Source organism: Dyadobacter sp. CY356 (assembly GCF_021440195.1).
Taxonomy (GTDB): domain Bacteria; phylum Bacteroidota; class Bacteroidia; order Cytophagales; family Spirosomataceae; genus Dyadobacter.
In genome coordinates this window covers 417,229-431,429 of record NZ_JAJTSZ010000003.1, presented here as the reverse complement: position 1 = coordinate 431,429, position 14,201 = coordinate 417,229, and the positions used below count along the sequence as shown (strand labels likewise).

The 14,201-nt window shown below is 39.4% G+C and carries 12 protein-coding genes; 5 read left to right on the top strand and 7 right to left on the bottom strand.

The features are described 5' to 3' along the window. The first annotated feature begins 477 nt into the window (after positions 1–477). Positions 478–873 carry a protease inhibitor I42 family protein gene (locus LXL81_RS13700; RefSeq protein WP_234647354.1) on the top strand — a complete coding sequence of 132 codons (396 nt, stop codon included), beginning with the start codon at positions 478–480 and terminating at the stop codon, positions 871–873. Positions 874–905: 32 nt separating this feature from the next. Here the strand turns inward: LXL81_RS13700 and LXL81_RS13695 are convergent, their stop codons facing one another. The 3 genes from LXL81_RS13695 to LXL81_RS13685 are packed head-to-tail and all read right to left on the bottom strand — an operon-like array spanning position 906 to position 2,965. Beyond that, positions 906–1,622, bottom strand: a complete 717-nt coding sequence (locus LXL81_RS13695) for a pirin family protein (RefSeq protein WP_234647353.1) — start codon at positions 1,620–1,622, stop codon at positions 906–908. 1 nt (position 1,623) lies between these two features. After that, positions 1,624–2,202: a hypothetical protein gene (locus LXL81_RS13690; RefSeq protein WP_234647352.1), complete on the bottom strand. Its 579-nt coding sequence runs from the start codon at positions 2,200–2,202 to the stop codon at positions 1,624–1,626. Positions 2,203–2,227: 25 nt separating this feature from the next. Continuing rightward, the gene (locus LXL81_RS13685) at positions 2,228–2,965 is read right to left on the bottom strand and encodes an intradiol ring-cleavage dioxygenase (RefSeq protein WP_234647351.1); all 738 of its coding nucleotides are present in this window, start codon (positions 2,963–2,965) and stop codon (positions 2,228–2,230) included. Positions 2,966–3,120: 155 nt separating this feature from the next. On the opposite strand from LXL81_RS13685, the gene LXL81_RS13680 reads away from it, so the two are divergent. The 3 genes from LXL81_RS13680 to LXL81_RS13670 all read left to right on the top strand — a co-directional run bounded on the left by LXL81_RS13680 (position 3,121) and on the right by LXL81_RS13670 (position 7,469). Continuing rightward, positions 3,121–3,921 (top strand): 5'-nucleotidase, lipoprotein e(P4) family, encoded by an 801-nt coding sequence (locus tag LXL81_RS13680; protein ID WP_234647350.1) that lies wholly within the window; start codon positions 3,121–3,123, stop codon positions 3,919–3,921. 182 nt (positions 3,922–4,103) lie between these two features. Then, complete coding sequence (locus LXL81_RS13675) at positions 4,104–5,525, top strand: alpha-L-fucosidase (protein ID WP_234647349.1); 1,422 nt, start codon at positions 4,104–4,106, stop codon at positions 5,523–5,525. A gap of 150 nt (positions 5,526–5,675) precedes the next feature. Beyond that, positions 5,676–7,469, top strand: a complete 1,794-nt coding sequence (locus LXL81_RS13670) for a hypothetical protein (protein WP_234647348.1) — start codon at positions 5,676–5,678, stop codon at positions 7,467–7,469. Between the two features lie 434 nt (positions 7,470–7,903). On the opposite strand, the gene LXL81_RS13665 is transcribed toward LXL81_RS13670, so the two are convergent. Then, positions 7,904–8,374: a hypothetical protein gene (locus LXL81_RS13665; RefSeq protein ID WP_234647347.1), complete on the bottom strand. Its 471-nt coding sequence runs from the start codon at positions 8,372–8,374 to the stop codon at positions 7,904–7,906. 103 nt (positions 8,375–8,477) lie between these two features. Between LXL81_RS13665 and LXL81_RS13660 the strand changes: the two genes are divergently transcribed. Then, entirely contained in the window at positions 8,478–9,800 is a 1,323-nt protein-coding gene (locus LXL81_RS13660; protein ID WP_310589574.1) for an RsmB/NOP family class I SAM-dependent RNA methyltransferase, read from the top strand. 8 nt (positions 9,801–9,808) lie between these two features. On the opposite strand, the gene LXL81_RS13655 is transcribed toward LXL81_RS13660, so the two are convergent. The 3 genes from LXL81_RS13655 to LXL81_RS13645 form a co-directional block, all read right to left on the bottom strand. Then, a complete protein-coding gene (locus LXL81_RS13655; RefSeq protein ID WP_234647346.1) occupies positions 9,809–11,491 on the bottom strand; it encodes a hypothetical protein in 1,683 nt (560 codons plus the stop codon). A 151-nt stretch (positions 11,492–11,642) separates the two neighbouring features. Next, complete coding sequence (locus tag LXL81_RS13650) at positions 11,643–12,989, bottom strand: D-arabinono-1,4-lactone oxidase (RefSeq protein WP_234647345.1); 1,347 nt, start codon at positions 12,987–12,989, stop codon at positions 11,643–11,645. A 189-nt stretch (positions 12,990–13,178) separates the two neighbouring features. Then, the gene (locus tag LXL81_RS13645; RefSeq protein ID WP_234647344.1) at positions 13,179–14,132 is read right to left on the bottom strand and encodes a cation diffusion facilitator family transporter; all 954 of its coding nucleotides are present in this window, start codon (positions 14,130–14,132) and stop codon (positions 13,179–13,181) included. Positions 14,133–14,201: the final 69 nt, after the last annotated feature.

Sequence of the window (14,201 nt, the reverse complement as noted above, 5' to 3'; positions counted from 1 at the left end):
TTGTCAAATACAGGTAAATCGTGTACAAATTATCGGGATCTGAAAATGATTAAAGATAAACGGCCATTATCAGGTTACGCTGAATACATATACGTAATTTTGACGTATGTAGATTATCGATACAAAACCATTTACTAAACCGGCAACATGATCACATCAGGATTACTTGTAATAATGGAAGACGCTAGTGAGCTTCTTGCATCTGATCCTATCATTGAAAAAATTGAAATTTTAGCTTCGAAATAATTATTGATGTGATGAAAAACCGACGGTATCTGAACTGTCGGTTTTAATATGTCTTTTCTAATTTTAATTTAATCAAAACAGCAAGAAAATATTCTATAAATACTTGATAATGAGATAAATAAATAAGTCTTGAAGAAATTTCATTTGTTTGTTTTTCGACTTTAAAATACTTACTTTTCATAGAAAAACGGAGACAAAAATTATTCCGTTTAGGCTTTAATAAGTAAGATCATGAAAAAGCTATTGTGGATTTCATTGATTATGTTGGTGCTGGTAAACTGGAAATGCGCGACTTCAAAAAGCAGACATAAAGTTGTGATTCTTGAAAAAAGCGAAGATACCGTTGCGCTTCGGAGTGGTTCATCACTGACCGTAAAACTTCCATTACAAGCAGGAACCGGTTATGACTGGACGCTTGATAAGGGCAAATCCCAAATTGAAGAAATATCGACATCGACAAATAAATCAGAAGATAAAAATCTTCCTGGCGGTAAAATGATCAAAACATTTACGCTGCGCACAACAAAAGCGATGGGAGAAGATGTATTGAAGTTTAATTTGAGCCGCTCTTTTGAAAAGAACCCGGCTGCTGAAACACGAATTTTAAATGTTATCATTGAACCCTGAAATTCAGGATATAAGCAAGACTCGCAACCTGCTCACATCCCGGATATTTCAAGGATCAATATAATGGCATCATTTGAAAGCGCTTCGAATTGCAGTTCATCAAGATTCCGGAGCGACAAGCCGTCCCTGGCTTCCATTAATCGATTCTGGACTTCAAATGCGCCTTCGATAATAAATACAAATATTCCGTTTTCTGAATTTTTAAGTTGATATAAATCTTCACTTCTTCCGGTATATTTTCCGATATAACCATACGTTTCCTGATGTATCGAAACACCATTTTTGGCCTGAGAGAAAAGCGGAAAAAGCTGATTTCTGTTGCCCAGATCGATATTGATCTCCTGAATTTTTGGAATAAACGAATTATCGTTATTTGTTAAAAAAAGCTGGATAAAATTAACAAGTTCTGTTTCATACGGATTACTAATTTCATACTCCATACCGGCTGCGGCTGAGAAAACCTGCATTTGCCCGGCTTCCAGAATGCCGGTTTCACCCCAGCTGTTTTTATATTCAATCGCACCAACAACCGGAATTAAAATCACTTCCGTATTAACTTCAAGCTGCATTTTAAAACTTTTACCGCCTGCCAAAGTATCATCATTACAAACCTGCAAATTCCCGAAAGGCTCCCTGTTTTGCTCCTTATAAAGGCCAAAATTAAAAGTATGAAAACTCCGGAACCAAGGTAATTGGGAACATCCGCGCTGACTCGCCAGATATATTTGTCCTTTTGTTTGTGTGATCATATTAAATTATTTCGCTGTCAGTAACCTGATCAAAAGATTCACTTTTCGGATTTAAAACAGGTTTTGCAGGAAGAATTATACTTGAAATATTTAGAAACGGTTGCACCGCGATCATTTCAGTTTCCACTTCCATCCCCAGATTAATCGCTTCAAGTTTATCTCCATAGGCTATCAACAATTTTCCATCTATTGTATCAATCCAGGTTAACGGCTCACTGTAAAAATAAATCGCGACCTTATGACTTGTTTTATCTTTTACATCCGAATGTATTATTTCAAATTTGAAACGATTAAAAGGAAGACATAACTTTCCGAAAACATTGGTGATATCCGGAACAATGTCTTTCAATTGTCTGATATAATTGAATGCAGCGGTACTCACCAGATATGCCAGATTTTTGGCTGCGGGCACATTTTCCGTTATTTCCTGATAAGTCCTGAATTTACCATCCTGATTGTGCGTCTGCGACTGCATGAAAAACTCCATGTAAGTATCTTCAAAAACATATTTGTCCCAGATTTTCTGTGAATCGGCATCAATTATTTTCCGGTAACAGAGCTGAATAAGGCCTTTTTTCATTTGCTGGTCCGTTTAGCTTTTCTAATTATCCTGCAACAACAATCGTATGTGTGAGCACATAACCTTCGGAAACGCTTCCGGTAAATGTGGCCAGTTCCGTTGTTATTCCGTCGCTGAAAACATTATCATTTGCGTTTGTTGTATCCTGCAAACCGTGACTTTTGTATGCACCCTGAGCATAAACGGTATTACAAATCGTCTGATCAAAAGCAATTTGCGTGACCAGAAGTGAAGTTCCTGAACTGTTGTAGATATGCGCATGAATATGTGGCGCGCGTCCAGAATACCAGCCTGGATAAATGCTCGTAAAAGTCACAAGCCCGTTGGCATCCGTCGTTTGTCTTCCGCGAAGGAAATGAACCGATGTATAATTGGTTGACTGCATACCCGTTCCACCATATTCAGAATAATTCCCGGCGGCATCACAATGCCAGATATCCACAATCGCATTGGCCAAAGCTGCACAACTGTTGTTCTTATTCTGAATCGTAATTTTAACAGTCAGCTTTGTTCCGGTACGATCTGAGGTTATATCATTTGTTACCAGTGTCCCAGGCGTTTTTGTTGGAAACGGACCAGCTGTTTCAGTTGCCGTGGTTGTGCAGGAACCTGTTGTTCCGGTGGTAGTTTCAGTCGTTGTACCGGTAGTATCTGTCGTTGTCGGCTCAACACTATCTTTGCTGCAAGATCCTAAAATGGGCAGAATCGCTGCTGATCCTAATGCTGATAAAAATCCTCTTCTTAAAAATTCCTTACGTTCCATTGTTCAGTGAGTTTGTTTCCAGTCATTACGCGAGAATTCTGAATGCTGTTGCTGATCTTGATCAGATTGAGGTAAAGCGTAAGAATGTTGCGGTAAATTCCTGATTTTATGATCTATCTGTCGACTATTAAATGATAACTGATTTACTTTGTCCTATGAAAAAATACGCATTATTGATCGCAGTGCTGGTTTTGGGATGCACGACTGCAAAACAGCAATCCGGGCCCGCCATCACATTATCAAATCTTACAGCCGACGGGAAGTTATTTACAGCACTGTTCCAGCAACGCGCCGCGGAATATAAGGCACTTTGTTTTCAGGCTTTTAATATTGCCCACATCCGCGTAGATGAAGCTTTACTTCAGCCACAATCCAAACCTTTGGCCATTGTAACGGATATTGACGAAACCGTTCTGGATAACAGTCCATATGATGTAAAACAATCTTTACAAGGTAAAGATTATGAACAAAAATCCTGGGAAGAATGGACCTCCCTTTCCAAAGCAGATACCATTCCCGGTGCTTTGCCCTTTTTAAAATATGCATCTTCAAAAGGCGTTAAAATTTTCTATCTGACAAACCGAGCAGAAGCGGAAAGAAAAGGAACGCTGGCAAATCTGGTGAAATTTGGATTTCCTGATGCGGTTAACGAAAATCTGATATTGAAACAAACCGCTTCTTCCAAAGAAGCGAGACGCCAGAAAATTGCCGAAACGCATAACATCATTATGTTGATGGGCGATAACCTGGCCGATTTCAGCGCATTATTTGATAAAAAACCGGAAAATGAACGAATGAAAAATACTTACCTTTCAGCTGCTGATTTTGGCAAACGTTTTATTGTTTTACCAAATCCGGTTTATGGTGATTGGGAAGGAGTAGTTTATCAATACAATCTCAAATTAAAAGCTGCGCAAAAAGATTCGATTATTAAAAGTGTTTTGAAAAGCTATTGAAAGAGATACTACGTAATATTAATCAGGTGCAGCGCACCGAAATATTTGTAGCACAAACCATAAATTTGAACTTTAAGGTCAGAGCACGAGCCAGGTGCAGCGCACCGAAATATTTGTAGCACAAACCATAAAAACATAATTTCCAAAGGTGCAGAGCACCGCAATACAAATCCTAAACAAAAATGCGCAGCACCGCCAAAACGAACATGCAAAAATCACTATCCGTTTTATTTCTTCTGCTTTTGACCTTACCATTCACTGGTCATTCACAAACTTCAAAAAAAGGAAAACCACTTCCCGAATTGCAACAGCAATTTATCGATCTTCGCTTTGGTATGTTCATCCATTACAATATACCTACGTATGTAAATCAGGATTGGCCGGATCCGGATACTTCACCTTCCGTTTTCAATCCGACAAAACTGGATTGTAACCAATGGGCAAAAGCAGCGAAATCTGCCGGAATGACTTATGGCTGTCTGACAACCAAACATCACAGCGGATTTTGCATTTGGGATACCAAAACGACAGATTATAATGTGATGAACAGTCCTTTGAAAAAAGATGTCGTGAAGGAATATGCCGAAAGTTTCAGAGCGAATGGATTGAAAGTGATGCTTTATTATTCAATTCTGGATACCCACCACAAACTGCGTCCGGGTTATATTGAAAAGAAACATATTGACATGATCAAAGCGCAATTGACCGAATTGCTGACGCAATACGGCGAAATTTCTGCGCTGATCATTGATGGCTGGGATGCACCCTGGTCCAGGATTTCGTATGATGATGTTCCTTTTGAAGAAATTTACAATTTGGTAAAAACCTTGCAGCCAAATTGTTTGCTGATGGATTTGAACGCTGCAAAATATCCAAAGGAAACGCTTTTCTACACAGATATTAAATCTTACGAACAAGGCGCCGGACAAAAAATTTCAAAAGAAACCAACAAATTACCTGCATTATCCTGCTTACCGATCAATAGCGCATGGTTCTGGAAAACCACTTTCCCGACCGATCCTGTTAAAAATCCGAATGAACTGGTCAACAATAATCTGATACCTTTCAACCAGGTTTTCTGCAATTTCATTTTGAACGTTGCGCCAAACCGCGATGGATTAATTGATGACAACGCGTTGAAAGCTTTAAAAGAAATGGGTGATTTGTGGAAAAAAGGAGGAAGTGTGCCAAAACTAGGGCCTGTCGATGCACCGGTTATATCTTCCAATATTGCAAAACATCAGCAGACAAATTCGAGTTGGAGTAACGATATGGATATCATGGATTTTGCCAATGATGATAATTTCAGTACTTCCTGGGTCTCCAATAAAGAAGTTAAAAATCCCTGGTTTGAAATTTCTTTTGACAAAGACAAAGCGTTCAATATGATCACGATTGCGCAGGGTGAAGCTTCTATTAAAAAGTACCGCGTAGAATATTTTGAAAACGGAAACTGGAAACCGTTGCAGACCATAATAAATCCTGAGAAAATAAAAACACTGCGTTTCGACAGAATCTGGGCAGGAAAAGTGAGAATTTCTATTGATGAATTTACCGCTCCGCCAACCCTGGCCGAAGTGGGCGTCTACAACGAAAGAAGATAAACATGAAAAATCCTGTTTTCAAAATCCATTAATCCTAAAATCAAGATCTGAAGGTGATGATTATCATGAATGCTTCCAATCTGCGTCAATAATTCTACTAAGACGAAGTCCTAGTTTTGAGCATTGAAAATTAATGACTTCAAGCGACTCATGAGCACCGAAAATACGACGCATACCTTTCATATCCCGGTTTTAGGATTGGGTTATTCTGTGGATACACCCATTAAAGTTTCTCATTTGGGAATTTCGTCCGTCGCCTCGATTGTCGATGACGAAATGATTGAACGGATGCGGAAGTTTCATACCCTCAAAACCGGCGAAACTTTCACGCCAATCTTTTCAGGCGAACACGATTTCAGAAGCAGGCGTATTACAGCATATCTGGATCTGATGGAAAGGATCGTCAACATACAATTTGACAATTTACGCCAGCAACCTTTTGAACAAGGAAATGATATTACCCGTTACTTCGAGCTCCTGCCTGATACATCTTCTTTAAAAAAGCGGTATAAAAAAATGCTTTTATCCGAAAATCCGGAAGAGAAAAAATGGATGCAAAACGCACTGCGACATGCAATGAAGAAGGGAGCTATTGACGTAAATATCATGTCGAAAGTAGACAAACTGAATAAGGATGTTTATGGAGAAACTTTGCCGGATGACTTTTCAGACGCATCAGCCGGTTTGCATGGATTTGCCAATAGCACACTCACATCTTCCCTGATTCTTTCGGCTGGAATGAACCCGAGACTTTACAATTATCTCGAAAGTTTCAAAGATTTTCATCCGGATGAAGACGGAAATTTCAATAAAAAAATTATCCTGAAAGTAAGTGATTTCCGCTCTGCTTTCATTCAGGCCAAGTTTTTGGCAAAAAAAGGAATCTGGGTTTCCGAGTTCAGGATTGAATCCGGATTGAACTGCGGCGGACATGCGTTTGCTACGGAAGGATATTTATTAGGACCGATTCTGGAAGAATTTAAAGACAGAAAGCAGGAAATGCTGACAGAGCTTTTTGCTTTATACCAAACTGCAATTGAGTTAAAAGGATATAAAATCAGTAAAGCCCCGGCAGTGAAAATTACAGTTCAGGGCGGCATAGGAACAGCGGAAGAGGATCAGTTTTTACTCGAACATTATCAGGTGGATGCGACCGGCTGGGGAAGTCCGTTTTTACTTGTTCCTGAGGTTACTAATGTTGATGAAGACACATTAAAGGATTTGGCAGAAGCAAAAAGTGAAGATTATTATATCAGCAATTCCTCCCCGCTTGGTGTTCTTTTCAACAATTTCAAAAAAAGCAGTGCGGAAAAACAGCGTCTGGAACGTTTAGCAGCCGGCCGGCCGGGAAGTCCGTGCAAGAAAAAATATCTTGTTTCCAATACCGAATTTACGAGCGAACCAATCTGCACCGCATCCAGACAATATCAGCATCTAAAAATCAGACAACTACAGTCAGTTGATCCAAAACCAGCTGATTATGACGAGCTATTTAATGCCATTACCGAAAAACTTTGTCTGTGCGACGGACTGAGCACCTCAACATTACTCAAAAATCATTTGCTCAAACCAAGAGAAAATTCGGCAGTCTCCATTTGCCCAGGGCCAAACCTCGCCTGGTTTTCAAAAGTATATTCTCTGGATGAAATGGTGAGCCATATTTATGGAAAGATTGATTTGCTTAGCAAAGTGGACCGGCCTAATATGTTTATCAACGAGCTGAATCTTTATGTTGATTATTACAAAAAAGACCTTGAAGCAAATGCCCGAAAGCTGAATGAAAAAAAGAAAAAATATCTGATCAGATTTAAAGAACAGCTTTTGGTTGGGATTGAATATTATAAAGATCTGGTTCCAAAAATCACAAATCAGACGCTGGCTTATAAGGCAGAAATGATTAGGCAGTTGAGAGGGATTGAGATGGAGTTGCGGGAGGTTAGGTAAGCTGTGTCACCTCATGAAGTCTTCCTATTCTTGTTTTATAAATGTTATTTTCTTACCGGACTTATCTTTCTCAAGTTGATAAATTTCTTTATTTCTAATGGCTACGGGTAGCTTTTTGATATTTTCAGCTTTGAATGTATCATCAATATTGCTCGCTCCCAAAGAGCCGGACTTTGGATGTACGAATAGAAGGTATAGTTTATCGTTACTTATGTATAGATAGTAATATATCCGATATCCTCCTTTACCTTTTATACGTTTTTTTATGTACGGATTTACTTCACTACGACTATTGAGTAAAGTTCCCTCACACAAATCAAGTACACTTTTATCGAAGAAGTGATTTAGTATTTCAGATTCGAGGTCTTTGTAAGAGTTTTTCTTTTTAAGTTTATGATATGCCAGATAGAAATCAATTGTACAAAATAGCTCCATTACAGATCTTCTAAATCTTTAAGGCTTTCATAAAAGTCCTTATTATTTGGCAAGGTATAAAATACTGATTGGACATCTTGCAGCGCTTCTCTTAAATCATCTACGGATCCTAAAAAAGAACGAAACTCTTTCTTAGCAAAGCCTTTCAAAACCAGCGGCTTAACCGTCGAAACGAACTTCATTTCTTGATTCAGATACGTTTTTGTGTCTTCCACTATGCCTTCAATAAGCTGCATTTCCTCTGCATCAGGATTAGTCACCCACGTGATTTTTTCAAGAACAGAAATCATCTTTTCTATCCTTTCTTCTTTCATTTCTATGGTATCTTTAAGCTCACCAACCTTAACCTTTAATAGTTTAAGAAGTTCCTGAGGTATAGACTCTTCCTTTTTCTTTTCACTCCTTGTAGGAATAGAATAGGTTAGGAAGCTCTTTGAAAGGTTTTTTATGTTTGGTTCCGATACTACCATTTATGTTCTATGTATGTCATATCAGTAACAATAATACCCAATATTTAATTAAAATTCAATAGGAATTAATTTCTCCTGTTGTGCTGACGCCAATTATAAATCCGTGTCAGCAGTTTCAAAAACTTTCCCGAACTTTGCCTCCAAAGTGGTTTACTTCCAAACCATAAAATCTAATCCAGACAACCAGTCTGTTTTGACATTGAAATTATATAGAGGATTAATAGCAGCGACGGTTCAGGCCTTGCAGGAAATATTTTCGGATAAGCAGCAGGCTGACCGTGTTGTGGAACGTTTGTTAAAATCGAACCCGAAGTGGGGTGCACGCGACCGGGCTTTTATTGCTGAAAATACTTATGAAATCGTTCGCTGGTGGCGGCTGATCAAGTTTTCTGCCAGTCTGGAAAAAGTGACGCAGCCGGAACATTTCTGGAAAATGGTGGGTACCTGGCAAATCATCAAGCCTGCACAGCTTCATAGGGAGAGCGATAACATCTTACCTGAATGGGCGGAATTTGAAGAAATTAACCTGGAAATGGTTTTAAACCGCTATCACGAAGCACTGAAAGTCCGTAAAATCGCACAGTCTATTCCGGATTGGATTGATGAAGTGGGGGAACGCGAATTAGGTGATAAATGGGAGAAAGAAATTACAGCACTGAATCATCAGGCACCTTTTGTTTTGCGGGTTAACACTTTGAAATCTGATCTTCAATCGGTTATCTCTGTTTTTGGTGAAGACAAAGTGGAAACGGTTGCAGAAGTCCCGACGGCGATTATTCTTAAAAAGCGTCAAAATGTTTTTGGGCAGGAAACTTTCAAAAAAGGACATTTTGAAGTTCAGGATGCAGGCTCACAATTGATTGCTCCGTTTCTGGATCTTAAACCTGGACAAACGGTGATAGACGCCTGTGCTGGCGCCGGTGGAAAAACTTTGCAGATTGCTTCTTTACTGGAAAACAAAGGCAACATTATTGCCCTTGATATTGAGAATTACAAACTTGAAGAACTTCAAAAACGCGCGACCCGGAATGGCGTAAAAATTCTGACGACTGGTTTGATAAAAAATGATTCGACTGTGAAAGATCTGGTTGAAAAAGCAGACAGACTTTTGCTGGATGTTCCATGCTCAGGACTCGGCGTTCTGAGGCGAAATCCGGATACGAAATGGAAATTGCAACCCGGTTTTCTGAATACGATACGAAATACACAATGGCATATTTTAAGCAATTATTCCAAAATGGTCAAACGTGGTGGAAAAATGGTGTATGCCACTTGCAGCTTGTTACCATCAGAATCGGAAGATCAGGTAACAAGATTTATCATGGAATTTGGCGATCGTTGGCGGTTGATGAATGAACGAAGAACGTCAGTAGCCGATGAAGGTTATGACGGATTTTATATGGCTTTGCTTGAAAGGATTAAATAAGAGCAATCTTAATTGGCCTTAACAGCAAAATCTTTCGCAATCAACAAACTTTTGGGAATACCATTTTCCGTCCAGCATAATGCCGCACTGTACATTCCTTGCGGCATTTTTTGTGGAATGATGGCAGAAAAAGAAGGAGGTAATGTATCAGGCTTTAACAGATTTCTCAGCCAGTTGTTGTTATGGAGCCGTAGCGCTATGAGATAAGGTTTATCCATTTTCATGCGATCGGACAACATCAGATAAACTTCTTTCCCTGGAATGCCAGCCGGCAAATGATCGATTTCAATATTTAAAACAGGGTATTTATATTCTCCATACCGGGATTTATCTTCAATTATACTAGTCTTGATCATATTTTGTGTGTTCAAATCCTGGCTGGCTGACTGCTCATTCCAAAGTTGAATTTCACTCTCCGAAAAGTATTCCGGAAAAGTATAATGACTGAAAAACGGCTTGTCATGGTCTTCTGATTTGGCGTACTGATGAATGAAAAAAGTATGATTCGGGAAATTGTAGGAATCGACTTTTAACTCGTCGTTGTGTTCTGCAACTGCATCTTCATACTTTGCATAAGACCAGAAATTCAGTGATAATGCGGTCAGTGAAAATACCAGAAAAAGGGAATTTTGAAGTTTTTTGTTTTTAATATTACTTAAAACAAACAAGTAAAATAACACACAGATACTGACTGAATAAACCTGGAAACGCATGGCAGCCATACTATCAATATTTGACATCCCTCGTCCCATGGCAATCATGAACCCGCAGGCCAATAATTTCAAAAAGCTGATTTCAACGAAACTTACAGGAAATAATACATCCTTCCAGCCTTCGGAAGTTGTAAATTTCTTCACAGAAAAGAGCAGGTAAATCACCAGAAAAAAACCTCCTGCCGTGAGTGAGAGGATGTAGATGTGAGAGTCTGAAAGGACTTTTACTATTGACCCTGTAAATGAGACAAAACCTCTGAAGATCAGCCAGATCGTTTGGGATAAAGTGAAGGATTCGGAGGAAAACGAAAAGTTGAATCCCTGAAAGAAAATAAAAAGATAACCAACGGAGAAAACGCCGAATATCAGACTTTCTCTCGTTCTCTTTTGTAAAATCAGCCAAACCAAGCCAACCGGAATTATACTTAGCCCATCCAGATTTGCCAGCGTAGCCGCAACAACAAAAGGAATGGACAAATACCAGATTTTCTGTTTGGACGCCTGAAGAAAATAAAGACTATAAAGTGAAAATGTGATCGCCAGGGTTTGTTCAAATGCCGTGATACTCCAGAGATGAACGACGTAAACAAGGGGCGAAAATACCAACAGGGTTACGGGCAGAAAGAAAATTAATCTGTTGCTGACTGTTCTGAATACCAGGTAAAGCGCATGACCCAACAGGATCAGGTTCAGATAACCACAGATGATCATAGTTCTGAAATTCATTTCACCGTTAAAAAATCCTATCAATATGGCAGCCAGTCTTGAAAAGAAAATCCGGTGATCATTGTGTTGCAGAACAAGGGCATGAAATAAATTCCGGCTATTGTCGTGAATAAGATTAATGCTGATTAATAAAGCTTCATCGTCATCATAAGGAACATTTACAGCATTTTTGACAATATAAGCACCAAAAACAATGATAGGAATCAGGACTAATAGTAAACGAAAATAAAATCGCAGTGAACTTGAAAGCATAGGAAATGTATTCCCTGAATAAAAATAATTGTATTAAGGATCGAAGGTACTAAAAACTTGTAATATCAAAATAAAAGATCTGCTCGTATCATACGGTTTATCGTAATGAATCAAGCAGATCTTACTATACGGTTAATCGAATTTTCTCTTCCTAGCTTTTATAAACGTACATATCCAAAAACCCATTTCTAAATTTCCCCTGGGGGTCGTATTCTTTGATCAGATTCTGGAAGTCCGGTAATTTTTCGTAAAGTGATTGTAGCTTGGCAGGTGCCATGGTAAACATTTTCCCCCAGTGCGGACGGGCGTTAAACGGAGCGAGCTCTCGTTCAATGATTGGCAATAGTTTACTAACATTTGGCCAATCCTGTTTCCAGGTAAAATGTATGGCAACGCTATCCTGCTTGTAACAAGGGCTCATCCAAAGATCATCCGCCGCGATGGTACGGATTTCGGTGGTCAGCAAATGTGGCCCAACCTGATCGGCCAGTTTGTAAACTGCCATGATGGCCTCTACCGCATTTTTTCTCGGTACAAAATATTCTGATTGCAGCTCAACACCGCTGCTTGGTGTGAAACCCATTTTGAAATGCGGCATTCTTTCATACCACGGTCCCGGCACGCCCATTTGTACGGTACAATTTTCAGCAGATAATTCCGGAATCGGATGCAGGTTTTTCGTTGCCAGTTTTGCGCCAAATAATTCTGCTTCCGGTTTGTAGTTTTCTCCTTTTTCAATTTTCCGCTTCACCCACACTTCGGCTATATCACCGCTTTGCCAGTTTGTAAAAAGACTCACACTATAACCTTTTGCTTCAATGGCTTCAAAATTATCTTTCAATGCTGAAAAAGGCAGATTTTGATATACATACTGGTTCATCTCAAAAGTAGGCTGAATGTCCAGCGTTACTTTTGTAACTACACCTAACGCACCAAGATTAACAACTGCCGCCAAAAACTTCTGGCCATCTTTTTCTTTTGATAATTTGATCGTTTCACCGGTTCCGGTAACAATTTCCATCCCGGAAACTGCCGTTGATAAATTCCCGTTTTTATTTCCCGAGCCATGCGTAGCTGTGGCGCAGGCACCAGCTACGGAAATATGTGGAAGCGAAGCCAGGTTATGCAATGCATATCCTTTTTTATCCAAAACCGGACTTAGCTGTCCGTATTTCAAACCCGAATTTACAGTAACTGTTTTACCGTCCGAAGAAATTTCGATCAATTCGTCCGCCTGAGTGAGCGATATAAATTCATCCTTACTATCCGCAATTTTGTTGAAACAATGACGCGTACCAAGTACCTTAAATTTGCTATGTTTTTTCACAAATTCACTTACCTGTTCCGTTGATTTGGCCTGGTATAGTTTGGTTGTGCCATATTCAAGATTACCAGCCCAGTTTTTAAGCTTTTCGCCAGTCGCCCAACCTGTCAGCGGAGAAAATAATGGAGCAGTCATTAATGCAGATGATAGTTTTATAAAAGTTCTTTTGTTCATACCAATTCGGATCAAAATATAATTTTATCCCAAATTAGTTTAATAATTATAAAAAAGCGATAATATATACTTGGTCTTGAAAAGAAGTCTTTTGCAAGAGATAATTACTTGGACTAATAAGAGTTAATCCGTTTTTTCCATCGCAGTGCCAAAGCTAATGGCTGACCACCGAAAGCCGAAGTCACACCATCAGGATTCGCCTTTTTCCCTGTATTCCTTTGCAATCTGCTCCCCTGATTTTGCAAGATTTCTGGCTTCGATATATATCCTTTTCACATCCGGAAAAGCAGCTTTAATATTGGTTTCAGTCCGGCTAATTGCTTCAACAAGCTCTTTCAGGCTAATATCTTTTCTAAACTGAACATCCAGTGCCAGTAAAATTTCATTGGGGGCAAGATGCATGGTCAGCGGATAATACACGGTAGAAACATCCGAATCCTGATTGACCAACTCATAAATTCCACGGACAGTATCTGATTGCGCGCTTTCCCCTACCAGGAGTTTTCTGCTTTCAATAACCATGATAACAGCCACAACACAAAGTATCAAACCGATCACAATGGAAGCAGCACCGTCGAAAAACGCATTGTTGAAATAGTGACCAAGAAATACGCCGAGAAATGCAGTTAGCAAACCAGCCAAAGCAGCGGCATCTTCATAAATAACAGCAAAAAGAGATGGATCTTTGCTCGACCGTAATGCACTCCAGAAAGTAGCATTTCCCCTTGTTTCGTTGAATTTTTTGACGGCAATAATCAGTGAGCCTCCCTCAAAAAACATGGAAACGGCCAGAACAATGTAATTCCATTTGGGATCTTTAAGCGGCTCCGGATGCTGGATATGCGTAATTCCTTCATATAAAGACATGCCGCCGCCCAATGCAAAAATTAAAATCCCGACAATCAGCGCCCAGAAATAAAGTTCTTTTCCATAACCAAAAGGATGTCCCTGATCTGCCGGTTTTTTGCTTCGGCTAATTCCTAAAAGAAGTAATAATTCATTTCCGGAATCTACCGTGCTGTGAATTCCTTCCGAAAGCATGGCGGAGCTTCCCGTAACTGTTGCGGCAATAAACTTTATAACCGCGATACCAATATTGGCAGCAAGCGCACCGTAAATAGGAAGTTTGGATTCTTGGGCCATAAATAAAGATCAGGAGTGAGTCGCGTTTTGGGAAGTTAGGGAAAAGAACTATACCAAAAGCGTTTTTTT